Here is a 23,002-nt window from a genome sequence, read left to right on the forward strand (position 1 = left end):
GCTGCCGCTGCAGGGCGGCTCCCGGCAGCGCGGCGCCTGTCGCATCGGATCAATCCGGTGCAACACTCGTGAGGTAGATCATCGTTATCGCGTCCGATAGGACGCGCGATGATCTAAGGCGCCGCGGATGTGACAGCGGCGTGACAGCCGGCAAAAGGTGCTTCAGTTCTTCCCGATCGAGCCGGTGACGCCGATATCGCGGTTAGCGGCCGTACGTGACGGGATGCGGCCGGGTGGTGCGAACTTCAGCTTGGTCCCACCGGCTGCTTTCGGAGCGCGCAGGCCGGCCGGGGTCGGTGGTGGTGTGCGGATCGCCACCTTCGGCTCGCCACCATGCCATTTGCGCGAGCCGATGTCGAAGCGGCCCTGGCGCCAGGCGTCGAATTCGCGCTCGCTGCCGAAGAAGGCGTTGCGATCGACATCGCCGCTGACGCCCGGCACGCGGCCGGTGGTGGTGAACTGCCAGAACTCCCAGCGGTCGCGCTCATAGCGCTTCGCCAGCGGAGCGGCGGTCGAGCGCAGCCAGAACGGGTGGTCCTTGAGCTCGCCTTCCAGCACGTCCTCGTGGAAATTGATGTCGGTATAGATGATCGGCTTCTTGCCGGTGTGCTCGCGCAGGCCCTTTAGCATCTCGTTGATCTTGGCGAGCGCCAGCTCCTTCGAGATCCTGCGGGTGCATTGCGAGCCGTTCTGCCATTCGACGTCGAGCACCGGCGGCAATGCGTCGGGATCGCGGGGAATGTGCTTCTTGAACCAGCGCACCTGCTCCTTGGCCGAGCGGCACCACCAGACGAAGTGATAGGCGCCGCGTGCGACGCCGTGCTTCTTCGCCTCGGCCCAGTTGCGCTTGAAATTGGGATCGAGATGGTCGCCGCCCTCGGTCGCCTTGATGAAGGCGAAGCGCGTGCCGGCGTCCTTGACCCTCGCCCAGTCGATCTCGCCCTGCCAGCGGGAGACGTCGATGCCCTGGATCACCTTGCGCCGCGCGTCGCGGACGCCGTGATGCGGGGCGCTGTCGCCCTTCTTCGGATAGAGCGCCTGCGCCGGCTCGACGACACAGGTCAGAAGCGCCGCAAGGGCGAAGGCTCCGAGGCCTGACCGTCGACTGGTCAGCTTGCGCGCTGGCATGTGTTTCTCCTGCATCACAGGTCCAGATGCGAGGAGCGTGGTTAAGCGCCGGTTAGAATTGCGGCGCAGTCTAAGAATCAATTTCAGCTTTGGTTAACCGGCCGGATTCAGGCCCGTCGGCTCAGTCGATGACGACGGGCTCGACCTGGTTGTCGACGGCACGCAGGGCAGAGGTGACCGCGGGCACGCTGCCGGGAACGCGCGCCATCGGCACGTCCTGCTGCGGCGCCAGCGGCTCCGGCCCGAAATCCGGGCTGGGAACGGCTGGGATCGGCGCTGGCTGCGGCGCGGGAGCAGGTTGCGGCGCCGGCGCCGGCTCCTCGCGGCGGTTCCAGCGGCGCGTGCCGATGTCGTATTCGCCGCGCAGCCAGCCGGCGAACTGGCTTTCGCTGCCGAAGAAGGCGTTGCGGTCGACATCGCCCTTGATGCCCGGCACGCGGCCGGTGGTGGTGAACTGCCAGAAGGCCCAGGGGCGGTTGCTGTAGCGGGCTTCCGGCAGGGCCGCGGTCGAGCGGATCCAGTAGGGGTAGTTGTTGAACTGACCCTCCAGCACCTCGCGGTGGAAGGTGATGTCGGTATAGATCACCGGCTTCTTGCCGGTGAGCTGCTCGAGCTCGGTCAGCATCAGCTGGATCTTCTCGCGGGCAAGCTCGCGGTCGATCTTCTGCGGGCAGGTGCGCGAATGGCCATTCCATTCGACATCGAGCACCGGCGGCAGCGCGTCGGGATCGTTCGGGATCTGCTGCTTGAACCAGACGGCCTGCTCATGGGCCGGGCGGCACCAGAAGACGAAGTGGTAGGCACCGCGCGGAACGCCGGCGCGGCGCGCGCCTTCCCAGTTGCGGCGGAAGTTCGGGTCGACATGGTCGCCGCCCTCGGTCGCCTTCATGTAGACGAAGCGGGTGCCGGCCGCCTTGACGGCGCTCCAGTCGATCTCGCCCTGCCAGCGCGAGATGTCGATGCCGTGGACCGGGTATTTATGCGCGGCCGCGACACCGGGGTGCGGCCGGGCGTCGCCCTTCGACGGATAACTGTCGAGCGCGACGCAGCCGCCAAGAGCCGCAAAAGCGGCGGCAGCCAGAAGGGGCAGGGCACGGAAGCTGGGCATGCGGCGGGCGTTCATATCCCGGAGAATTGCTTGGAATGCTTGATGGCCGGTTTACGTTACCAAAGTTTTGCCATCTGTCAGCCAAATCGGGGGCAGGAGTGTGTCGGGCCGCTGTGAACACGGCGAATCGCGATTGTCGCAGAGCTCGAAGATTCGGGTGCAAGCGATTGGCATCAACCGGAAACACGAAAGGCGACCCGCTGGGTCGCCTTTCGTTGGATTTTCATCCGAATTTGGTGCGGTCGAGAGGACTCGAACCTCCACGGGTCTCCCCGCTACCACCTCAAGGTAGTGCGTCTACCAATTCCGCCACGACCGCAGCTCGGTTCCGGTTGCGGGCGGTGCAACCAGGGAGCGGCGCCGATCTAGCAAATCGAATCCGCTGCCACAAGGGTGTCATCGCGGAAAAACGCAGAAGCGCGACTTTTCCCCCGATCGGCCGGATCAGGCGGCCTCGGCGACGGCCTGCAGGGTGTAGATCGTCGGCCGTTTCAGCATCTGGGTGATCTCGACGGAAATCCGCGCGCCGCTGACCACGACGATTCCCTTGGCGAAGGGGTGATTGTTGGCGAGAATCTGAACCTCGTCGGTCTCGCTGGTGTTCAATTCGATGATGGCGCCGCGGCCGAGGCGCAGCAGCTTGTAGATCGGCATTTCGGTCTGGCCGAGCACCACCGTGAGTTCCACCGGGACGAGATCGAGATCGGCCTTCAAGTCCTGCCTCCGGAACCCTACTTCAGAATTCGACCAGCGAAACTTGCCTGCCTGCCGGTTTTCGGCGCAAGAGGCGGTTCGAGGGTCGCGCCGGATGATGTCGCCGGCCCGGAAACTTTGGACGGAACATGGTTAAGCCATGGTGAAGATGCGTGAGGAGCTGGCCGTTTCCTTCCTGCCGGAAGGGGTGTCCGAGCCGGTCGAATGGGTCATAGCCGAGGGGCTCGTCGGCTATGACGACGCCGTCGCCGAAATGGAGGCCCGTGCCGGGCTGATCGCGGACGGGCTGGCGCGCGAGCGCGTCTGGCTGGTCGAGCATCCGCCGCTCTATACGGCCGGCACCTCGGCCCGCGACGAGGACCTGATCGCGCCGGAGCGCTTCCCGGTGTTCCGTTCGGGGCGGGGGGGGCAGTTCACCTATCACGGCCCCGGCCAGCGTGTGGCCTATGTCATGCTCGACCTGAAGCGGCGCCAGCCCGACCTGCGCCGTTTCGTCGCCGCGCTGGAGAGCTGGCTGATCGGCGCGCTCGACGATTTCAATATTCGTGGCGAGCGGCGCGAGGACCGCGTCGGCGTCTGGGTGCGCCGGCCGAACAAGGGTGTCGACACCGAGGACAAGATCGCGGCCATCGGTATCCGCGTGCGGCGCTGGGTCTCGTTCCACGGCATCTCGCTGAATGTCGAGCCGGAGCTGTCGCATTTCGACGGCATCGTGCCCTGCGGCGTCAGCCAGTACGGCGTGACCTCGCTGGTTGATCTGGGCCTGCCGGTGACGATGCCGGAGGTCGATTCGGTCCTGCGCGAGGCGTTCGAGCGGGTGTTCGGGCCAACCGTTCAGGCCTGATTTACCATCCGTTAGCCATGCCGCCGCCATCTTCGACCGGGGCCGGGGCGAAGATGGGGATGACAATGCGAAGCGTTTTTCTGGCGGGGAGCCTCGCCGTGCTGCTCGCGGCCTGCAATACGACGGACCAACGCATCGCCGGTGCTGCGGCCGGCGCGGGCGCCGGTGCGCTCGTCGGCGGGCCGATCGGAGCCATTGCCGGCGGCGCCATCGGTGCGGTCGCGGCGCCGTCGGTGACCGGATCGATCAACAAGATGAGCGAATGAGCCCGTCCAGCGGCGCGGATTTGCACGGTCGCGTCCGTGTGTCCGCGCCGGTTGGCGTTTTCGACGCGGCGCGCCATAACCTCGGCAGAGATTGTTACCGAGGAGCGCGCCCGTGCCTGTCATCGAGAGCAAGGTCGATCTGAATTCGGCCGAGACGCGCGCCAATGCCGAAGCCTGGGCCGGATTGCGCGACGAGCTCCAGCAGCATCGCGCTACCGCCGCGCTCGGCGGCAATGCCAGGTCCCGCGAGCGCCATACGGCGCGCGGAAAACTCCTGCCTCGCGAGCGCGTGCTGCGCCTGACCGATCCAGGCTCGGCCTTCCTCGAGATCGGCTCGCTCGCCGCTTTCGGCATGTATGAGGGCGATGTCCATGCCGCGGGCATGATCGCCGGCATCGGCCGCGTCGCGGGTCGTGAATGCATGATCGTCTGCAACGATGCGACGATCAAAGGCGGCACCTATTACCCGATGACGGTGAAGAAGCATCTGCGGGCGCAGGAGATCGCGCGCGAGAATCGCTTGCCCTGCATCTATCTCGTCGATTCCGGCGGCGCGAACCTGCCGCACCAGACCGAGGTCTTCCCCGATCGCGAGCATTTCGGCCGCATCTTCTACAACCAGGCGACGCTCTCGGCCGAGGGCATCCCGCAGGTCGCGGTGGTGATGGGCTCCTGCACCGCCGGCGGCGCCTATGTGCCGGCGATGTCGGACGAGACGGTGATCGTCCGGAAGCAGGGCACGATCTTCCTCGGCGGTCCGCCGCTGGTGAAGGCTGCGACCGGCGAGGTCGTCTCGGCCGAGGATCTCGGCGGCGCCGATGTCCATGCGCGCCTCTCCGGCGTCGCCGACCATTATGCCGGCGACGATACCCATGCGCTCGCGATCGCCCGGCGCATCGCCGGCAATCTCAACAGCGTGAAGCGTCCGGATCTCGACATCGCCGAGCCGGTCGAGCCGCTCTACGACCCGGCCGAGCTCGAAGCCGTCGTGCCGACGGATCTCAAGAAGCAGTATGACATCCGCGAGGTGATCGCGCGGCTGGTCGACGGCTCGGAATTCGACGAGTTCAAGAAGCTCTACGGCACGACCCTGGTGACCGGCTTCGCCCGCATCCACGGCATCCCGGTCGGCATCATCGCCAATAATGGCATCCTCTTCTCGGAAAGCGCGGTCAAGGGCGCGCATTTCATCGAATTGTGCTGCCAGCGGCGCATCCCGCTGCTCTTCCTGCAGAACATCACCGGCTTCATGGTCGGCCGCGATGTCGAGACGCGCGGCATCGCCAAGGACGGCGCCAAGCTGGTCACGGCGGTGGCTTCGGCGCGGGTGCCGAAGATCACGGTGCTGGTCGGCGGCTCCTTCGGCGCCGGCAATTACGGCATGTGCGGCCGGGCCTATTCGCCGCGCTTCCTGTTCACCTGGCCGAATTCGCGAATCTCGGTGATGGGCGGCGAGCAGGCGGCGAGCGTGCTCGCGACCGTGCGCCGCGACAATATCGAGGCCGAGGGCAAGAGCTGGCCTCCTACCGAGGAGGAGGCATTCAAGGCGCCGATCCGCAATCGCTATGAAGAGGAAGGCTCGCCCTATTTCGCGACGGCGCGGCTCTGGGACGACGGCATCATCCTGCCCTCGGAGACGCGGCGCGTGCTCGCGCTGGCCTTCTCCGCGACGCTGAACGCCGAGGTACCCGAGACCAAGTTCGGCGTGTTCCGGATGTAATAGGGCTCGGATGAGGCAGGTGTAACCCGCGCCTTGTCCCTTAGTTCTTCACAGTCGAAACGATGCGAACTTCGCCCGGCGCGGTCTGTCGGGCGGGACGCTCGACCTGCAGGGCCGTCGCCGCTCCGGCCTTGAATGCCCTGACCGCACCGTTGAAATAGTCGGTGAACGCCCGGATACGACTGCGCTCCTTCAGCGAGACGAGGCGCGTTCTCAGAAGGTCCTCGAAGTCGGACCGGCGTCGCTCGCCCCTGTTGCCGTTGAAGACGACGATCTTGCCCGGCAGCACCACGACATCCCCCTTGCGAAGGGTCGGGTCGCTCAAGAACCAGTTGGGGTCCTTCACCGGGTCCATCGGCGTGACCAGGACGGGCGGTCGCTCGACCTGCACCTTCTTCGGCGCCTTGGCCGATCGCCGCTTGGCGCGGATCGTCATCTCAAGCGGCGTCGAGACATAGGGCGTTTCGGTGCGAGGCGGCGGGCCAAGCAGAAAGTCAAGAAAGCCGGCATAAGCGGGCCGCAGAGCGAAAAGCTCCAGAACAAATACGCTTGCAACGACAACGACGGCGCTTTTCATGGAATGCACCAATCCCTAGGCATACGCATATTCGACAGCGGGGATAACATCTGTCCTTTTTCATTCCAAGCTATCGATGCGCCAAGTCCACAATGGCGTTAACCGCCGTCATACGCTGCTAACATCTTGTTCAGTATGATCTGAAAGCGGGGTCGCAGTCCGTTAGCAGATCGTCATGACAGAGACATTGCAGGCGCTGCCGCCCCGACAGGCGCGTGGTTTGAAACGCCCCCTGCGCGTCCGCTCTCAGCGCAATTCGATCTTCACGACCTCGTAAACGGCTCGCGCTCCGCGCTTGTCGCCGGGTGCCACGAGGCGCCAGCCGCCGTCGAGCGCCTTGCCGTCCACCGCCGAGACGAGAAGCAGGGGCAGGTTGCCGAAATCGGGATGGATCTCGCCGACCGAGAAGGCGATCTGGTAGCCGTCCCTGGCGCTGACGAGGAAGGTCTTCTTCAATTGCTCTGCTGGCTTGAGGCCACCGAGCGCCTTGTTGGCCTGCAGGACGTCCCAGAGCAGCACGCCCTTGTAGCGTCGCGTCGCCGGCCCTTTCGACGTCTCGAAAGCCACCTCGCGTTCGGCGACGGGCAGGGCCGCGAGCGATTGCGGTGTCAGCTGGATCGGCGCGGAGCCGATGCCGGTGAGCGCGACGGCAGGCTCCTCGGCGCGGAGCACCGGGGCGGCTGCGAACAAGGCGAGCAGGATCAGCAGGGGGCGAAGCAAGGCGAGCATCCTCTGTGGCGTTCTGCGCTATCAGGGCATCATCGGCTGTGCCTGTCGATATCGGATATGTGCCGCTTCCCGATGACCCTGTCGGCTCTCAAATGTGCAGTGGCATCGTGGCCGCGGCTGGCGTCGCCCTTCGCGTTGCGATCCAGAACAGCAGCGTGGCCAGGCTGATCGCGGCGCCCAGCACGCAGACTCCGGTCCAGCCCGCATGGGCGTAGACGACGGTCGAGACCGACGAGCCGGCGGCGCTCCCGATGGAATAGAAGACCATGTAGGCTGCCGTCAGGCGGTTCTGCGCCTCGGGCCGGACCCGGTAGATCATTGCCTGATTGGTGACATGGACGGCCTGAAGCCCGAAGTCGATGATCAGTACCCCGGCGATCAGCCACAGGATCGAGTTGTGCAACTGGGCGATCAGCAGCCAGGATAGCAGCATCAATCCCAATGCGATTCCCGTGGTGCGCTGGCCATGGCCCCGGTCGGTCCATCGTCCGGCGCGGGTGGCGCCCAGCGCGCCTGCCACGCCGGCCAGTCCGAACAGGCCGATCTGCGTATGCGAAAGGGAGAAGGGCGGGGCGCTCAGCGGCAGGACGAGCGGAGCGAGCAGCGTCGTGATGTTCGCGAAGATCAGCATGGCGATGATCCCGCGAATGCGCAGGACGGGCTCCTCGACGATCAGCGTGACCAGCGAGGCGATGAGGCGGCCATAGGAGAGACCGTGGGCAGCACGCTCCTGCCGCGGCAGCATGCGCCAGAGCAGGATCGTGATCGCCAGCGTCAGCACTGCGGAAGCGAAATAGACGGTTCGCCAGCCGGAAAGGTCGGTCAGGGCGCCTGCGATGGTCCGCGCGAGCAGGATGCCGACGACGATGCCGCTCGTGACGATGCCGACGACGTGGCCTCGCTCGGACGGGCGTGCGAGGCTTGCGGCGTAGGCGACGAGCGCCTGTGTCACGACCGCCAGAAGCCCGACCGCAGCCATCGCGCCGAGCAGCATCGCGGCCGATTGGGAAAAGCCGACACTGGCGAGCGCAAGCGCGGAGAGCAGGGACTGCCCGAGAATGAGCTTGCTGCGATCGAGCAGATCGCCCAGCGGGACGAGGAGGAACAGGCCGAGGCCGTAGCCGAGTTGTGTCGCGCCGACGATCAGCCCGGCTATGGTCCGCGACAGGCCGAGATCGTCGGCCATCACATCGAGCAGGGGATGGGCGAAATAGGCATTCGCTACGGCCAGTCCGCTGGCGACGGCGAAGAGCAGGATGGTCCGGCCATTCAGGGGAGCGGGCGGGGCGGTCCCTGCCGGCGAGGCCATAGCGGCCGGCTTTTGCGGACATGCGTCCTCCTTCGCGGGCGCCGATGGCGCCGCGTCCTGATCCAATTTCATTGGAGACTCCGGGTGGTTTGGTTTTATAATGAAACCGACACGAGCTGTAACGGTATTGGTTTTATTATGCAACCGAAAATGCCGCTGCCGGCACGAAGCGGGGAAAGGCTGCGCTGATGGTCGCCCGCAAGAGCCTCAAGGGGGATTATTGTCCGAGCGCGCGGTCTCTCGACGTGATCGGGGACTGGTGGTCGCTCTTGATCGTCCGCGATGCCTTCGACGGAATGACCCGCTTCGGCGAATTCCAGAAGAGTCTCGGAATCGCCAAGAACATCCTGACCGACCGGCTGAAGACGCTCGTCCAGAGCGGTATTCTCGAAGCCGTTCCCATCGGTGACGGCAATGCGCGCCTGGAATATCGCCTGACGGCGGTGGGCAAGGACCTCTTCCCCGTGATGGTCGCGCTGCGACAATTCGGCGAGCGCCACCTCTTTGCGCCGGAGGAGGAGCGTTCACGCCTGGTCGAGCGCGAGACCGGCCTGTCGGTGCGCCTGGATGTTCGCACCGAAGACGGCCGCGCGATCGGCCCCGATCAGGCGGTCATCCTGAAAGTGCCCGAGCCGGATTGAACGCCTGACCCGCCTCGCTCCGCCCATGTCGCTGGCCGCAAGCCAAGGCGGCGGTTCAGGCTGGTCATCGCGTCGCCCTCCCGACTACACCGATAAGGCAGGGCCGACGGGCGGAAAGCGCATGAAACGACCGCCGCCTCATGGTTCCCCTGGGCGGTTTCGCCCGTTATGGTCGGATGCCATCTCAAACGATTTAGGCCTAGGGAAACACGGGGAAACGCATGTCTGGGCATAACAAGGTCGCGATCATCACCGGCGCCGGCTCGGGCGTGGGGCGCTCGGTCGCCATCGCCTTCCTGAAGGACGGCTACCGCACCGTGCTGGCCGGCCGCCGCGCCGATGCGCTGGAGGAGACGATCGCGCTCTCCGGCGCCGACAAGGGCCGCGCGCTCGCGGTGCCGACCGATGTCACCGACAAGGCCTCGGTCGAGAACCTGTTCGCCAGGACGAAGGCCTCGTTCGGCCGCGTCGACGTTCTCTTCAATAATGCCGGCGTCAATGCGCCGGGCGGCGTGCTGCTGGAGGACCTTTCGCTGGAGGACTGGCAGAAGGTCGTCGACACCAATCTGACCGGGCCGTTCCTCTGCACCCAGGCCGCCTTCAGGGCGATGAAGGACCAGGAACCGCGCGGCGGGCGCATCATCAATAACGGCTCGATCTCGGCCCATGCGCCGCGGCCGAACTCCGTCGCCTATACCGCGACGAAGCATGCGATCTCGGGCCTGACCAAGACCGCCGCGCTCGACGGGCGCAAATACGACATCGCCGTGGGACAGGTCGATATCGGCAATGCGCTGACCGAGATGGCGAAGAAGATGACGACCGGCGTGCGGCAGGCTGACGGCTCGGTGAAGGTCGAGCCGGTGATGGATGTCGACCATGTCGCGACGACCGTGCTGCACATGGCTGGCCTGCCGCTGGAGGCGAACGTGCTGTTCGTCACCGTGATGGCGACCAAGGCTCCGCTCGTCGGGCGCGGCTAATCGGGCAGGTCCGTCATGCCTGGGCTTGACCCGGGCATCTCGTCCAGCTGGATGATGAGATTCTCGGGTCTCCGCTTCGCTGCGCCCGAGAATCACGGGAGGCCGCATGGCGGCGATCGAGAACGCTCCTGACGATGCCGCGGGCCTCGGAACGGAGCCCGCCGTCGCCCGCGCCTATACGTTGACGATCTGGGCCATTGCGCTCGGCATCCTGATCCAGGCGATGGCCACCGTCGCCTGGGCGCTCGCCATCGGCAATGTCCAGCTCTTCAAGGATGGCGTCGACTGGGTCTATGACGTCGCGCTCTACGGTATTGCGGCGATCGTCTTCGGCCGCGATGCGCGGATCGAGCGGCTCGCGGCCGTCGCGATCGGCGCGGTCATGGCGGTCGCCGGGCTGCACACGCTCTACGATCTCTGGGACAAGATCGCCCGGCCGCGGCCGATCGAGGTCTGGACGCTCGGCTTCGCCGCCGCGAGCGCCATCGTCATCGCCTTCCTCGTCGTCGCCGCGCTCTGGCGCTTCCGGCGCGAGCAGAACCCGGTCATCAAGGCGACCTGGCTGTCGAGCCGCAACGACACGATCTCGACGAGCGGGTTCGCGCTGGTCGGTCTTGCCGCCCGCGTCGCGCCTGTGCGCTGGCCGGAATATCTGTTCGATCTCGTCGTCGCCGGCATCTGCTTCCAGGCGACCTGGGCGATCTGGCGCTCGCTGCGCCGGAGCGCCGAGCCGGAAGCGTCCCAACCCGGTTTGCGCAACAAGGCGCAGACAGATGCGACGGGCGGGCTATAAAGGCGGCACGTCTCCTGAGGATGCCGCCGCCATGACGATCGCCGCCAAGCTGCCCTCCATCCTGATCGCCAATCGCGGCGAGATCGCCTGCCGCGTGATCCGCACGGCGAAGCGGCTGGGCCTGCGCACCATCGCCGTCTATTCGGACGCCGATGCCGAGGCGCTGTTCGTCGAGATGGCGGACGAGGCCTACCATATCGGCCCGGCCCCCGCCCGCGAGAGCTATCTCGACGCCGACAAGATTCTCGCCGTGGCGAAGGAAGCGGGCGCTGCCTGCATCCATCCGGGCTATGGCTTCCTCTCCGAGAATGCGGAATTCGCCGAGTCTTGCGCCGCTGCGGGCATCGTCTTCGTTGGCCCACCCGCCTCGGCCATCCGGGCCATGGGCCTGAAGGATGCCGCCAAGGCGCTGGTCGAGAAAGCCGATGTGCCGGTGGTGCCGGGCTATCACGGCGCCGAGCAGGGCGCCGATTTCCTCCGCTCGGAAGCGCGACGGATCGGCTACCCCGTGTTGATCAAGGCGGTCGCCGGCGGCGGCGGCAAGGGCATGAAGAAGGTCGACCGGCCCGAGGATTTCGACGATGCGCTCACCAGCGCCCAGCGTGAGGGCAAGAACGCCTTCGGCGATGCGCGCGTGCTGGTCGAGAAATACGTGCTCTCGCCGCGCCATGTCGAAATCCAGGTGTTCGGCGACAGCCACGGCAACGTCGTCCATCTCTACGAGCGCGACTGCTCGTTGCAGCGCCGCCACCAGAAGGTGATCGAGGAGGCGCCGGCGCCGGGCATGAGCGCCGAGGTCCGCGCCGCCATGGGCAAGGCCGCGACCGAGGCCGCCAAGGCCGTCGGCTATGTTGGGGCCGGCACGGTCGAGTTCATCGCGGACGGACGCGACGGGCTGAAGGCCGATGGCTTCTGGTTCATGGAGATGAACACCCGCCTCCAAGTCGAGCACCCGGTGACGGAGGCGATCACCAGGCTCGATCTCGTCGAATTGCAGTTGAAGGTCGCGGCGGGCGAGCCGCTCGGCTTCACGCAGGCCGATGTGACGGCCAAGGGCCATGCGGTCGAGGCGCGGCTTTATGCCGAGGACCCCGAGAAAGGCTTCCTGCCTTCGACCGGCAAGCTCTGGGCGCTGCAATTCCCGGAGGGCGAGGGCATCCGCATCGATACCGGCGTCGAGGCCGGCGATACCGTGACGCCGTTCTACGACCCGATGATCGCCAAGGTGATCGCCCACGGGTCTACCAGGGACGAGGCGCTCGACCGGCTGGGCGCGGCTTTGGGCGAGACGGTGGTCGCCGGGCCGCGCACCAATCTCGCCTTCCTGAAGAAGCTGACCGAGGCGGAAGGCTTCCGCGAGGGGCCGTTCGATACTGGCTTCATAGACCGCAATATCAGCGCGCTCGGCGCCGAGCCGCAGCCGCTCGATGCGGCTGCGGTGGCGGCTGCGGCCTTGCAACTCGAGGAGGAGCGGCAGGCGGCGGGCATGATCGCGGCTGCCGGCCGGGTCGAGGGCGAATCCCGCTCGCCCTGGCTCGATCCCGACGCCTTCTCGCTGATGCCGCGCCAGCCGCTCGGCCTGCCGCTGACGGTCGATGGCGAGCGCATCGAAGCGCGGATCGAATGGCATGGCGACGATGCGCGCGTCAGCCTGCCCGGTCACGAGATCGGCGAAGGCGAGCACGAGATCGCGCTGGCCGAAGGCGAGGGCGGCACCTGGTTCGCGCTGCACCGCGGCCGGCAGACGGTCGTGTCGCTGTTCGATCCGTTCAGTGTCGATCTCGACGCGGCAGCAGGCTCTGGCGGCGTGGTCAAGGCGCCGATGCATGGCAAGCTCGTGGCGCTCTTCGTGGCGCCGGGCGAGGCGGTGACCAAGGGCCAGCGCCTCGCCATCGTCGAGGCGATGAAGATGGAGCATGTCCTGACCGCCCCGCGCGACGGCATTGTCAGCGAGGTCGTGGGCGAGCCGGGCGGGCAGGTGGCCGAGGGTGCGAAGGTGGTCGTGCTGGGGGAATAGACGAGTCGGCGGAATCGCTTGCTGGCGATTGCTGAGGTTTTGATTCAGGCCGTTTTCGTCATGGTTGGACTTGTCCCGACCATCCACGCCGTCCTTCATCAAGTGCGGTGGTCAAGACGTGGATGCTCGCCACAAGGGCGAGCATGACGGCGCGCTAGTCGGCCAGCACCGCAGCTGCCTTTGCTAAAATCGTCAGATTGATCTCCGCCAGCGGGTCCTCGTCCTCGAGGAACCAGCTTGCCGACAACCCGCACCAGGCGATGATCCAGCGCAGCAGGCGCTGACGTTCCAGTCCCGACTTCGCCAGCACGATCTCCAGCCGACGCTCGAAGGCACCCGCCGCGACGGCGACCGGCGGCTCGGGATCGGCGAGGTCGGGATCGCAGAACAGGATCGTGTATTCGAAGGCGCGGTCGCCGATCACCGATTTCGGGTCGATGGCGAGCCAGCCGCGACCCTCGAAATCGAGGACGTTGTCGTGATGCAGGTCGGCATGGAGCGGCAGGATCTCCTGCTGGGAAGGCAGAAGCATGCTCGCCTCCGCCGCAGCGCGGGCGAGCATGCCGCCGTGCTTCGCCGCCGCCGGAAACAGGTCCCTGAACCAGGTGTCGAGCGCGATCAGCCCGGTTGGCGCCGGGCCGCGCGGTTTCTGAAGAGCCACAATGGCGTCGCAGAGGATGACGGTGGCGTCGTCGTCTCCCTTGGCGCCGCTGCGGGCCATGGCGGCGAGCGAGCGCTTTCCGGTGGCGCGCTCGATCAGCATGGCCTCGCCGTTCTCGCTGCGGGCGAGCAGGCGGGCGGCGCCGTCGCCGTTCCAGTATTCCAGCGGCAGGTAGCCGCGCCGCTCGTCCTCGACCTCAGGCAGCTTCAGCATGGCAGGCGCGCTGCCTTGCAGGACGGGCAGCAGGTGGCTGGCATGGGTCCTGATCGGCTCGCCGTCCGGAACGAGACCCCAGCGGATCAGCCAGGGGTCGAAAACCTTCGCGGAGAGGTCGCTCATCCGCGGCCGATCACCGGGAACTGCTCGGCCTCGTAGATCTGGCCGGAGACTGGCGCGCTGTCCTCGGAGAGCCAGAAGGCGGTGTGGGCGGCGATCTCCTCCGGCTGCATGATCCGGCCTGTCGGGGCGTCGCGCAGCGGCAGATGGTTCTGCCAGCCGGGCTTGCGGCCCTCGCGCTGCTGGGTCGCGTCCTCGTTGGCGGTCCAGGTCCAGCCGACATTGAGCTGGTTGGCGCGGATGCGTTCGGGGCCGAGCGTATTGGCGAGGTTGCGCGTCATCGTCATCAGCGCGCCCTTCGACATCGAATAGACCGTGAGGTTCGAGAGGCCGCAATAGGCGTTGATCGAACCGACCGTGACGATGGCGCCGGGCGATTTCTGGGCGCGGAAAGCGCGGATCGCGGCCTCCGCGCAGAGCAGCGGCGCGCGGGTGTTGATCGCGAAAATATGGTCGAAGAAGGCGGCGGTGGTCTCGGTGAGAATGCCGCGCGGATAGATGCCGGCATTGTTGACGAGCCCGTCGATGCGGCCGAAGGCGGCGATCGTCGCATCGACGATGGCTTGCGCGGTTGCGGGTTCCGCCAGATCGCCGGTCGCGCCAGCGGCCGCGGCGCCGAGCTTGGCGACGGCGGCCTCGACTTCGGCGGCGTCGCGGCCGTGGATCAACACCCTGGCGCCCTCAGTGACGAGACGCTCGGCCATCGCGAAGCCGATGCCGGTGGAGGAGCCGGTGACGAGGATGGCCTTGCCTGCTAGTCCGCGCATGGGAAGCGTCCGTGTCTGGTTCGGGAGGTCGGAATGATCGTGAAGCGAATCGTCGCGAACATCGCAACCGCGGAGCCGGGGCTGGCGCAAGCGTTCTATGGCGATCTCTTCGGCCTCACGCTCGCCATGGATCATGGCTGGATTCAGACCTATGCGGCTGAAGTCGTATCGGGCGCGCCGCAACTGAGCTTCGCCTCCGAGGGCGGCTCGGGCGCGCCGGTGCCCGATCTGTCGATCGAGGTCGACGATCTCGATGCGGTGCTCGATCGAGCGCGTGCCGCCGGTCATGCGATCGCATATGGTCCGGTCGACGAGCCCTGGGGTGTCCGGCGCTTCTTCCTGCGCGACCCGTTCGGGCGGCTCGTCAACGTGCTGGCCCATCGGGCCTGAGCCGGGCTGTGGAGAAGCGTAGCAGAGACTGGCCTGGCGACCGGCGCAGGCCTATTTTGAGGTCATGTCCCTTCATCTGCTCAAGCTCTGCGTCGGCGCCGAATCGATCGTTGATCTTGAGGAATGGATCGCGGAACGCCAGGCGCAGCGGCGTGCCCGCGGCGAGCCGGCCGAGCAATTGCACACCACGCGGATGGTGCCGAAGAAGATCGAGGAGATTCTCAGCGGCGGCTCGCTCTACTGGGTGATCAAGGGCCAGATCTCGGCCCGCCAGCGCCTGATGGATATCCGCCCCTTCACCGACGCGGACGGCATCGGCCGCTGCCATCTGGTGATGGAGCCGATCGTGGTGCCGGTCGAGCCGCGGCCGTTCCGCCCCTTCCAGGGCTGGCGCTATCTGCAGGCGAAAGACGCGCCGCGCGATCTCTCCGAGCATGGCGGCGATCTCGGCGAGATGCCGGAAGAGCTGCGGCGCGAGCTGGCGGGGCTGGGATTGTTGTAGCAGGCAGGCCGCGCATCAGCGCGGTGCGGTTGTATCGGATCCGGCTGGGGCCGGCATGGCGAGGTCCCGGGTGCTGCGGGCGAGCAGTTCCGTGCTGCGTGTCAGGAAGTCGGTGACGGCCTGTAACGTCTGGTCGTCGAAGCTCGACCAAAGCGCCTGCATCGCGATCCTGCGCGGCTCATAGGCGGCCTCGATCGGGGCTGTCGCTGCCCGCACGACGCTGATCAGTACCCGCCTCCGATCGGCTGCGTCCCTGCGGCGGGTGACATAGCCACGCCGTTCCAGTCGATCGATGAGCGCCGTGACCGAGCCCGAGGTCAGGCCGGTGGCGGCCGCGAGCTCGCCGGCCGTGACGGTTTCGCGCAGGAAGACGAGGTCGAGCACCTCCAGATCAGTCGGGTGCAGCCCGACATGCCTGGCCATGGCGGCGCCGCTGAGCACGCTCTGCGCGCCCATGCGCCTGACGGCCTCACCGAGCTGCCGCAAGAGCGCGTCCTTGTCGCGATCCGACATGGCGGTCAGATGCCGGTGCCGTGGAGCGCTGTCCGGAACGCCATGAGCAAGGCTGCCAGCGTCGCGAGATCGAGGGGCATTCGCAGGCGGCTCCGTCTGGTCCAGCGCCGCGCCGCTTCGAGCGATACGTGGTCAGCCCTCGCGCGTTCGAAGGCGAGGGCCTTGGGGATGAAGTCCAGCGCCGACCAGATGCGCATCGCCGCATGGATGGCGAGCGCGGTCAGAAGCCATTGCCGAATGCCGGCTGCCTGCCAGGCCGCCACCAGCGCGGCGATCAGCAGAAGCTCGAACACGGCATGCGCCGATATCCAGAAGCGTTTGCGGGACACTCCGCCACGCTGGGGCTGCACCAGAGACGGGCGGTGCGGCCAGGCCGGATCGAGCACGGCGAACTCGTAAAGCCCGCCGCCGATGCCGATCGCCGCTGCCAGGATCGCCGTGCCGATGAGCACCTCCATGGGCGTTGCCTCCGTCCTGTGTCGGTCACTTGAAAGGGTTTTGCCGATACTGGCCCGATTTATCTTGATCATCAAGATAAATCGGCAAAGGCTCTCCTGCTTCCGCGAGCCGGCGAAGAGTGGCGTTGCCGCCGCTAGACGGGAATATTGTCGAGCAGGCGCGTGCTGCCGATGCGGGCGGCGAGGATCAGGCGGATCGGCCCATCCGCCAGCGAGGCGACGGGTGCCAGCGTCTCGGCATGGCGCGCTTCCAGGTAGTCGAGCTCGAAGCCGGCGGTGATGATCGCGTTCTGGGCCTCGGTGACCGCCTTGAGCAGGTCGTCGCGGTTGCGGAGGCGGGCGGCCAGATCCTGCATCACCTGATGCAGCAGGGGCGCCAATGCCCGGTGCTCCTTCGAGAGATAGCGGTTGCGCGAGGACATGGCGAGGCCGTCGGCCTCGCGGATCGTCGGGAGCGGAATGACGTCGATGCCGAGGTCGAGATCAGCGGCCATGCGGGTCACGACCTTGAGCTGCTGGTAGTCCTTCTCGCCGAAGATCGCATGGTCGGCGCGCGACTGCGTGAAGAGCTTGCAGCAGATCGTCGCGACGCCCTCGAAATGCGTCGGGCGGAAGCGGTCCTCCAGTCCGACGGCAGCGGGGCCCAGAAGCAGGACGCGGGTCGCGAAGCCGGCCGGGTACATTTCCTCGACGGCGGGAAAGAAGACCGCATCGGCACCGGCCGCGACGAGCTTGGCGCAATCGTCGTCGAAGGTGCGCGGGTATTTCTTGAAGTCCTCATGCGGGGCGAATTGCGTTGGGTTGACGAAGATCGTGACGATGACGCGCTTCGCATGGCGCTGGCCTTCCGTGACCAGCGCGATATGGCCCTCGTGCAGCGCGCCCATGGTCGGCACCAGCGCGACCTTTTCGCCGGCAGCGTGCCAGCCGGCGACGGCCTCGCGCATCGCGGCAACCGTCTCGAAGATCGTGATTCCAGTCACTCGCGCATCCTCCGTTCGGCGCACGGGTAGCAAATGCGGCCGCCATGGCCAATATCAGGGCCAGGGGATGATTCAGACGGATCGAAGGGGTCGATGAGCGAGAGGAAGGACCGTGAGGTCGGCAAGGCGGGAGCGACCGCGCCGGCGACGCATTCGCAGCCGGGCGAGATCGACCGTTTCCTCGGTGCGGCGAAGCAGCTTGCGCCGCTGGCGAGCGGGCAGGCGGGGCGACTGGTCTTCGCGCTCGACGCCACGATGAGCCGCCAGCCGACTTGGGACCTCGCCTGCTCGCTGCAGGCGCGGATGTTCGAGGTCACCTCCAGGACATCGGAATCTGGCGGCGGGCTCGCGGTGCAGCTCGTCTATTTCCGGGGCATCGGCGAATGCCGCGCGTCGGGCTGGGTCGGCGAGCCCGCGCGCTTGACCGGGCTGATGCGCGGTATCGCCTGCGAGGGCGGGCAGACCCAGATCGCCCGCGTGCTGCGCCATGTCCGCGACGAGGCGAAGGCCGTGCCGGTGCGGGCCTTCGTCTATGTCGGCGATGCGATGGAGGAGGATGTCGATGCGCTGGCAGCGCTTGCGGGAGAGCTCGGCCTGCGCGGGATCCGCGGCTTCGTCTTCCAGGAAGGGCATGATCCGGCGGCCAGCGGCGCCTTTGCGACGATCGCGCGATTGACCGGCGGCGCCCATGCCCGCTTCGACGTGAATGCGCCGGGTTCGCTGCTCGACCTCCTGCGCGGTGCAGCGGCCTATGCCGCCGGCGGACGCGAGGCGATGCTGCGGCTCGCCGGCTCGAATACGGCGGTGAAAGGGTTGATCGCTGCCATGGATGGAGGCCACCGGTGAGCCTGCTTTACGGCGTTGCCGTGCTGATCCTGGTCTGGTGGCTGGCGAAGCTCTTTGCCGGATCGAATCCCAAGGTGCTGGCGCGGCTGGCGAAGACCGGCGGTGGTGTCGTCGCGCTCGGCGTGGCCGGGCTCCTGATGGTGCGCGGCCGGATGGACATGGCGATCTTCCTCGGCGGTGTCGGCGCCTGGCTGCTCGGCTGGAGCGCGACCGGGCCGGGCGGCATCCGCTTTCCCTGGGCCGATCGGGCCGGCCCGACCGCGGGCGCGACCTCGAAGGTCAGATCCACCCTGCTGGAGATGGAGCTCGACCACGACAGCGGCGGGATGAGTGGCCGCGTCACGGCCGGCCCCTATGCCGGGCGGGCGCTCGACAGCCTGGGCGCGGACGATCTCGCCGCGCTGATGCGCGACTGCCTCACCCGCGATCCGGACGGAGCGCGGCTGCTAGAGGCATATCTCGACCGCCGGTCGCCCGGCTGGCGTGAAGACGCTCAGCGTGACGGAGACGCGGGGCAGGGCGGCGCGCCGGGCGCGGGCGCGATGTCGCAGCAGGAGGCCTACGATATCCTGGGGCTTCAGGCGGGGGCGGGCGAGGAGGCGGTCCGCGAAGCCCACCGGGCCCTGATGAAGCGCATCCACCCGGATGCCGGTGGCACCAGCGGCCTTGCCGCTCGCGTCAACCAGGCCAAGGACGTCCTTATGAAGCAGCGATAGGGACGGGCTCTGGGAGTGGGTCTGCGACATCTCGTGAACTCCTTTCCCTGGTCCTCGTTCAGCTGCGCGTGGCGAAGCAGGAGAAGCCGCCGCGCTTCAGCTTGTTGCAGGCGTTCTGCGCATCCTTCGAGTCGTCGAAGCCGGCGAAACGTGCCCGGAACAGGGTGGAGCCGCCCTTCTCGACCTTCTCGGTGAAGGGCGAGGCGCTGGCGAGCGAGGCCGAGGCCTTTGCCTTGGCACGAGCCAGGATTTCCTTGGCCTTGCCCTCGTCATCGGTGGCACCGAGCTGGATCACCCATTTGCCGGAGGCGATGACGGCGGCCTGGTGCGACAGGACCGGCGCCGGCTCCGGAGCCTGCATCCTGGCGGGGGCCGCTTCAGCCTTGCGGGCAACCGGGGCCTCGGCCTTGGCTTCGGCGATCTTGACCGGCTCGGCGACCGGCTCGGGCACCTTGGCGATCGAGGAGGTGACGTCGACATTCGCCGGCGGGCGCAGGACCTTCGCGTCGGCCGGCTGGGCGCCGATCGACCAGCGCATGGCGGACGGCGTCGTCGTGGCAGCGACGGGGCGCATGCCGGAGATCTGCAGTGGCCTGCCACCGGCGACCGCGATCGGGCGCGGCGGCGCGATCGGCGTGGTGGTCGGCATCGGGGCATAGGCGCGGGCGGCGGCCGGGAGGGCCTGCGGCTCTTCAGCCTGCTGGCGCGGGCGCGGCACCGGGATCGGCGCCGGCTCGGCGGCGGCCTGCTGGATGGGAAGCGAGCGCGGCCGCTCTTCCGGCGCCGGAGCCTCGGCGACCATCACCGAGGCGCGGCCGCTGGTCGAGGCGCGGGGCAGGCTGGCAAGCACGAGATCGGTCATGATCTTGTCGCGCGAGGCGCCGGACCGACCGCCGAGCACGACCGAGACGACGTGCCGGCCTTCCGACCTGGCCGAGGTCATCAGGTTGAAGCCGGAGGCGCGGGTGTAGCCGGTCTTGATGCCGTCGACGCCCTCGACCTTGCCGAGCAGACGGTTATGGCCGCGGATGGTGCGGCTGCCGTACTGGAACGCCCGCATCGAGAAGAGCGGGTAGTATTTCGGGAAGCGCTCCTGGATGGCGCGAGCGAGGATCGTGAGGTCGCGCGCCGTCGTGATGTTCGGCGGGGAATGGGGCAGGCCGTGCGGGTTGTAGAAGCGGGTGGAGCCCATGCCGAGCGAGCGGGCCTTGCGCGTCATCTGGTCGGCGAAAGCCTCTTCGGAACCGGCGATGTTCTCTGCGACGACGACCGAGGAATCGTTGGCGGAAAGCGTGATCATGCTCTTGATCGCGTCCTCGACCGCGATGGTCGAGCCGGCGCGCAGGCCGAGCTTGGTCGGCGGCTGCGAGGCCGCATAGGACGAGACCTTGAGCTCGGAATCCATGCTGAAGCGGCCGCGCTCCATCTGCTCGAACAGCATGTAGAGCGTCATGACCTTGGTCAGCGAGGCCGGAATGCGGGCGGCATCCTCGTTGACCGCATGCAGCGTGCGGCCGGTCTTCGCGTCGACCACCATCGCGGCATAAGGAGGGGTATAGCCGCCGCCTGCGTGACGGCGCTTGCGCGCCTCCGCAGGAGAGGACACGATCGTGGCCGCAATGGCGGCGACACCGACCAGACCCGCAACGGTTCGCAGACGCGACCGCCGCAACCCAACGCAACCAGACAACATGAACCCGCCTCGAACTCGCAACCATGGGCCGATCCCGCGCCTGGCTCATCGTGGCGCAGGGGACACAGTTGGAGAGGTTAGGCGGATGCGGTTACGGAGCCGTTAAAACTTGAACGGTTGCTAACGGAACGATCTGCGTTTGGTGCATTGCAGCGTTCTCTTGACATTCATGCTGCAATGCACAATATGCGGTCAGTCCCCGGTGGTGATCACGGTCACACGACCTTGGGGCGACATATCGGGCCGATCCGGCCTATCACCTGAGGCGGCACCGCAGAGTGCCGAGGAGACGACCCATGATCCAGCAGTTCGAGACCATCCAGAAGGCTTCCAAGGACAACGTCGACGCCGCCCTGAAGGCTTTCGGCGCCACCTCGAAGGGCGTCCAGACGATCGCCGTCGAGACCACCGACTATGCCAAGAAGTCCTTCGAGGCCGGCACCGCCACGCTCGAGAAGCTCGCTGGCGTGAAGACCTTCGACAAGGCCCTCGAGATCCAGGCCGATTTCGTCAAGACCTCGTTCGAGGGCGCCGTTGCCCAGCTCACCAAGATGGGCGAGCTCTACACCGCTCTCGCCAAGGACGCCTACAAGCCGTTCGAAGGCATCGTCTCGAAGGCCGTCCCGGCCGCTTCGAAGGCGTGATTTCAGCCGGCGGCCGGAAGGCTGCCAGAGCTTACGTGAGTTCAGTTGCGTTTTTGAGAGCCCCGGCCCGCAAGGCCGGGGTTTTTCGTTGGCGGTATTGCTTCCTATTCGGCGCGCACGGGAAGCCGCCTGGCCTGAAAGCCTGTCTTGGATTGCTCGAAGCCGGCCGCCTCGTAGAAGGCCAGCGTGGCCGGCTTCTTCGAGCCCGTCATCAGCATCACCTTGTAGCATCCGGCAGCCCAGGCACGATCGAGAGCAGCCTTCAGGATTGCCTTTCCCAGCCCGCGGTTGCGATGGCCGGCGTCGGTAACGACATTCTCGATCAGCGCATAGGGCGTGCCGCCCCGGGTCGGGTTCGGGATGACGATCACGGTGCAGCTTGCGACCAGATCGGTGCCGAGGAGGCCGATCAGGACGGCACTGCCCTCAAAATTCCGTAGCCGGCCCAGAATATCCGCCGCCTCGTCATCCGGGCAGCGCGCGTCGTCCGGAACGAGGTGGCGGTAGAGATCCAGAAGCGCGGGCAGGTCGGCCTGCTCCGCTGGGCGAATGACGAGTTCGGTCATGCCACAGGGATAGACGATCCCGCCGCTCATGAAAAACCCCGGCCGAGGGCCGGGGTTTTCAATGCAGCAGGATGTGCCTGAGGTCTCAGGCCTCAAGCCGGAAGGACGACGACCTTCGTTTTCACCGGCGTCTGATCGTAGAGATCGATCATGTCCTGGCTCAGCAGGCCGACGCAGCCGCTGGTGATGCCGGAGCCGATCGATTCCTCGTCGCTCGAGGCATAGATCGTGTAGAGCGTGTATTTGCCGTTCTGATAGAGATGCAGCGTACGGGCTCCGAGCGGGTTGTCGAGACCTCCCGGCATGCCGCGGGCGTATTTGGCGGCCTCGGGCTGGCGCTTGATCATTTCCGGCGGGGGCGTCCAGGTCGCCCATTCGGATTTGCGCCCGACATAGGCGTCGCCGTTCCAGCGGAAGCCGTCGCGGCCGACATTGGCGCCGTAGCGGGTGGCGTTTCCGTCGCCCTCGATGCGATAGACGTAGTAATTGGCCGGATCGACGATGATGGTGCCGGGCTCTTCCTTGCTCTCGTAGCGGACGGTGCGGCGCCAGTATTTCCGATCGACCTTGGTGACGTCCGCGGCCGGGATCGCGAATTTCTTGTCGGGTACGGGTCCGTACATCTGCTGCGCTTCGGCGAGGCTCATGCCGTCGCCGGCGCAGCCGCCGAGCCCCAGCGCGCCGAGGCTGACGGCCGAACCGACCAGAAACGAGCGGCGGTCGACAAGCCCCGACCGGCGCCCGAACGAAGCCACCTCGCCGACACCGGCATTCCTACCATCGATGATCATGATTTTGGACTTCCCATGTCCTGACTGCCGCACGAGGCGATGCTCCCGCATACACCTGTCGAATGTCTTAACCAACCCGAGATTGCCGTCAGACGAGACGGCTGGCAAGCGCGAGCCTTCGCTGCGCAGGACTGGCGCTGCGCCGGAGCCGATCGTGTCCACGCGGCTTGGCAGGGCGATCGCGTCTCGCTGGGTCTCACCCAACCCGATCGCCGGCCTTGGCATCCCAGCGCCGAAAGCAGCTGCTTGCCGGCACGGCCCGGGAAACGACATCCGACGAACGTCGCGAGACAGCATGGATATCCGG

25 protein-coding genes, 1 tRNA gene and 1 pseudogene are annotated in these 23,002 nt (G+C 66.9%); 12 read left to right on the forward strand and 15 right to left on the reverse strand.

Features of this window, described 5'->3' with window-relative positions; translation table 11 throughout:
• Positions 1-162 precede the first annotated feature (162 nt).
• The 4 genes and pseudogenes from ASE61_RS12610 to ASE61_RS12625 all read right to left on the reverse strand — a co-directional run bounded on the left by ASE61_RS12610 (position 163) and on the right by ASE61_RS12625 (position 2,950).
• Complete coding sequence (locus tag ASE61_RS12610) at positions 163-1,128, reverse strand: GH25 family lysozyme (RefSeq protein WP_082617402.1); 966 nt, start codon at positions 1,126-1,128, stop codon at positions 163-165.
• Positions 1,129-1,477: 349 nt separating this feature from the next.
• Positions 1,478-2,251, reverse strand: a pseudogene (locus ASE61_RS12615) (GH25 family lysozyme); the annotation flags it as partial.
• 219 nt (positions 2,252-2,470) lie between these two features.
• Positions 2,471-2,555, reverse strand: a tRNA-Leu gene (locus ASE61_RS12620).
• 125 nt (positions 2,556-2,680) lie between these two features.
• Entirely contained in the window at positions 2,681-2,950 is a 270-nt protein-coding gene (locus ASE61_RS12625) for a FliM/FliN family flagellar motor switch protein (RefSeq protein WP_082617404.1), read from the reverse strand.
• Between the two features lie 139 nt (positions 2,951-3,089).
• Between ASE61_RS12625 and lipB the strand changes: the two genes are divergently transcribed.
• From lipB to ASE61_RS12640, 3 genes are all read left to right on the forward strand, one after another.
• Positions 3,090-3,794, forward strand: a complete 705-nt coding sequence (gene lipB, locus ASE61_RS12630) for a lipoyl(octanoyl) transferase LipB (RefSeq protein WP_061967419.1) — start codon at positions 3,090-3,092, stop codon at positions 3,792-3,794.
• A gap of 98 nt (positions 3,795-3,892) precedes the next feature.
• On the forward strand, positions 3,893-4,060 hold the full coding sequence (locus ASE61_RS12635; RefSeq protein ID WP_156407080.1) for a hypothetical protein: 168 nt from the start codon (positions 3,893-3,895) through the stop codon (positions 4,058-4,060).
• A 112-nt stretch (positions 4,061-4,172) separates the two neighbouring features.
• On the forward strand, positions 4,173-5,780 hold the full coding sequence (locus tag ASE61_RS12640; RefSeq protein ID WP_061967423.1) for a carboxyl transferase domain-containing protein: 1,608 nt from the start codon (positions 4,173-4,175) through the stop codon (positions 5,778-5,780).
• A gap of 40 nt (positions 5,781-5,820) precedes the next feature.
• On the opposite strand, the gene ASE61_RS12645 is transcribed toward ASE61_RS12640, so the two are convergent.
• The 3 genes from ASE61_RS12645 to ASE61_RS12655 all read right to left on the reverse strand — a co-directional run bounded on the left by ASE61_RS12645 (position 5,821) and on the right by ASE61_RS12655 (position 8,395).
• The gene (locus ASE61_RS12645; protein WP_061967424.1) at positions 5,821-6,357 is read right to left on the reverse strand and encodes a hypothetical protein; all 537 of its coding nucleotides are present in this window, start codon (positions 6,355-6,357) and stop codon (positions 5,821-5,823) included.
• 246 nt (positions 6,358-6,603) lie between these two features.
• A complete protein-coding gene (locus ASE61_RS12650; protein WP_156407081.1) occupies positions 6,604-7,077 on the reverse strand; it encodes a hypothetical protein in 474 nt (157 codons plus the stop codon).
• Positions 7,078-7,174: 97 nt separating this feature from the next.
• Entirely contained in the window at positions 7,175-8,395 is a 1,221-nt protein-coding gene (locus tag ASE61_RS12655) for an MFS transporter (RefSeq protein ID WP_061967428.1), read from the reverse strand.
• A gap of 188 nt (positions 8,396-8,583) precedes the next feature.
• On the opposite strand from ASE61_RS12655, the gene ASE61_RS12660 reads away from it, so the two are divergent.
• The 4 genes from ASE61_RS12660 (at position 8,584) to ASE61_RS12675 (ending at position 12,829) form a co-directional block, all read left to right on the forward strand.
• Positions 8,584-9,036 (forward strand): winged helix-turn-helix transcriptional regulator, encoded by a 453-nt coding sequence (locus ASE61_RS12660; protein WP_061967430.1) that lies wholly within the window; start codon positions 8,584-8,586, stop codon positions 9,034-9,036.
• A gap of 221 nt (positions 9,037-9,257) precedes the next feature.
• Positions 9,258-10,019, forward strand: coding sequence for an SDR family oxidoreductase (locus tag ASE61_RS12665; RefSeq protein WP_061967432.1), 762 nt, complete (start codon positions 9,258-9,260; stop codon positions 10,017-10,019).
• Between the two features lie 106 nt (positions 10,020-10,125).
• A complete protein-coding gene (locus ASE61_RS12670) occupies positions 10,126-10,812 on the forward strand; it encodes a cation transporter (RefSeq protein WP_061967433.1) in 687 nt (228 codons plus the stop codon).
• Between the two features lie 31 nt (positions 10,813-10,843).
• A complete protein-coding gene (locus ASE61_RS12675; RefSeq protein WP_061967435.1) occupies positions 10,844-12,829 on the forward strand; it encodes an acetyl/propionyl/methylcrotonyl-CoA carboxylase subunit alpha in 1,986 nt (661 codons plus the stop codon).
• 154 nt (positions 12,830-12,983) lie between these two features.
• On the opposite strand, the gene ASE61_RS12680 is transcribed toward ASE61_RS12675, so the two are convergent.
• Together ASE61_RS12680 and ASE61_RS12685 are read right to left on the reverse strand one after the other, a co-directional pair.
• A complete protein-coding gene (locus ASE61_RS12680) occupies positions 12,984-13,829 on the reverse strand; it encodes an aminoglycoside phosphotransferase family protein (RefSeq protein ID WP_061967437.1) in 846 nt (281 codons plus the stop codon).
• Positions 13,826-14,593, reverse strand: a complete 768-nt coding sequence (locus tag ASE61_RS12685; protein WP_061967439.1) for an SDR family oxidoreductase — start codon at positions 14,591-14,593, stop codon at positions 13,826-13,828. The genes ASE61_RS12680 and ASE61_RS12685 overlap by 4 nt, the downstream gene beginning before the upstream one ends.
• A 33-nt stretch (positions 14,594-14,626) precedes the next feature.
• On the opposite strand from ASE61_RS12685, the gene ASE61_RS12690 reads away from it, so the two are divergent.
• Together ASE61_RS12690 and ASE61_RS12695 are read left to right on the forward strand one after the other, a co-directional pair.
• Positions 14,627-14,983 (forward strand): VOC family protein, encoded by a 357-nt coding sequence (locus ASE61_RS12690; RefSeq protein WP_061967441.1) that lies wholly within the window; start codon positions 14,627-14,629, stop codon positions 14,981-14,983.
• Positions 14,984-15,047: 64 nt separating this feature from the next.
• Positions 15,048-15,485: a DUF1489 family protein gene (locus ASE61_RS12695; protein ID WP_061967442.1), complete on the forward strand. Its 438-nt coding sequence runs from the start codon at positions 15,048-15,050 to the stop codon at positions 15,483-15,485.
• Between the two features lie 15 nt (positions 15,486-15,500).
• Here ASE61_RS12695 and ASE61_RS12700 read toward each other — a convergent pair whose 3' ends face one another.
• The 3 genes from ASE61_RS12700 to panC form a co-directional block, all read right to left on the reverse strand.
• The gene (locus ASE61_RS12700; RefSeq protein WP_061967444.1) at positions 15,501-15,998 is read right to left on the reverse strand and encodes a MarR family winged helix-turn-helix transcriptional regulator; all 498 of its coding nucleotides are present in this window, start codon (positions 15,996-15,998) and stop codon (positions 15,501-15,503) included.
• A gap of 5 nt (positions 15,999-16,003) precedes the next feature.
• Entirely contained in the window at positions 16,004-16,456 is a 453-nt protein-coding gene (locus tag ASE61_RS12705) for a hypothetical protein (protein WP_061967446.1), read from the reverse strand.
• A gap of 134 nt (positions 16,457-16,590) precedes the next feature.
• Positions 16,591-17,439, reverse strand: coding sequence for a pantoate--beta-alanine ligase (panC, locus tag ASE61_RS12710; RefSeq protein ID WP_413813535.1), 849 nt, complete (start codon positions 17,437-17,439; stop codon positions 16,591-16,593).
• A 93-nt stretch (positions 17,440-17,532) separates the two neighbouring features.
• On the opposite strand from panC, the gene ASE61_RS12715 reads away from it, so the two are divergent.
• Together ASE61_RS12715 and ASE61_RS12720 are read left to right on the forward strand one after the other, a co-directional pair.
• Positions 17,533-18,285: a hypothetical protein gene (locus ASE61_RS12715; RefSeq protein ID WP_061967449.1), complete on the forward strand. Its 753-nt coding sequence runs from the start codon at positions 17,533-17,535 to the stop codon at positions 18,283-18,285.
• Positions 18,282-19,001 (forward strand): molecular chaperone DnaJ, encoded by a 720-nt coding sequence (locus tag ASE61_RS12720; RefSeq protein ID WP_061967451.1) that lies wholly within the window; start codon positions 18,282-18,284, stop codon positions 18,999-19,001. Before ASE61_RS12715 ends, ASE61_RS12720 begins: the two co-directional genes overlap by 4 nt.
• Before the next feature lie 58 nt (positions 19,002-19,059).
• Here ASE61_RS12720 and ASE61_RS12725 read toward each other — a convergent pair whose 3' ends face one another.
• Positions 19,060-20,607: an SPOR domain-containing protein gene (locus ASE61_RS12725; protein ID WP_244492818.1), complete on the reverse strand. Its 1,548-nt coding sequence runs from the start codon at positions 20,605-20,607 to the stop codon at positions 19,060-19,062.
• A gap of 383 nt (positions 20,608-20,990) precedes the next feature.
• On the opposite strand from ASE61_RS12725, the gene ASE61_RS12730 reads away from it, so the two are divergent.
• Positions 20,991-21,338, forward strand: a complete 348-nt coding sequence (locus tag ASE61_RS12730) for a phasin family protein (protein WP_061967455.1) — start codon at positions 20,991-20,993, stop codon at positions 21,336-21,338.
• A 104-nt stretch (positions 21,339-21,442) separates the two neighbouring features.
• On the opposite strand, the gene ASE61_RS12735 is transcribed toward ASE61_RS12730, so the two are convergent.
• Both ASE61_RS12735 and ASE61_RS12740 read right to left on the reverse strand, forming a co-directional pair.
• On the reverse strand, positions 21,443-21,904 hold the full coding sequence (locus tag ASE61_RS12735) for a GNAT family N-acetyltransferase (protein WP_061968267.1): 462 nt from the start codon (positions 21,902-21,904) through the stop codon (positions 21,443-21,445).
• A gap of 92 nt (positions 21,905-21,996) precedes the next feature.
• Complete coding sequence (locus ASE61_RS12740; RefSeq protein ID WP_061967457.1) at positions 21,997-22,695, reverse strand: L,D-transpeptidase; 699 nt, start codon at positions 22,693-22,695, stop codon at positions 21,997-21,999.
• Positions 22,696-23,002: the final 307 nt, after the last annotated feature.

The sequence above is a fragment of the Allobosea sp. Root670 genome (assembly GCF_001429415.1).
GTDB lineage: Bacteria > Pseudomonadota > Alphaproteobacteria > Rhizobiales > Beijerinckiaceae > Allobosea > Allobosea robiniae.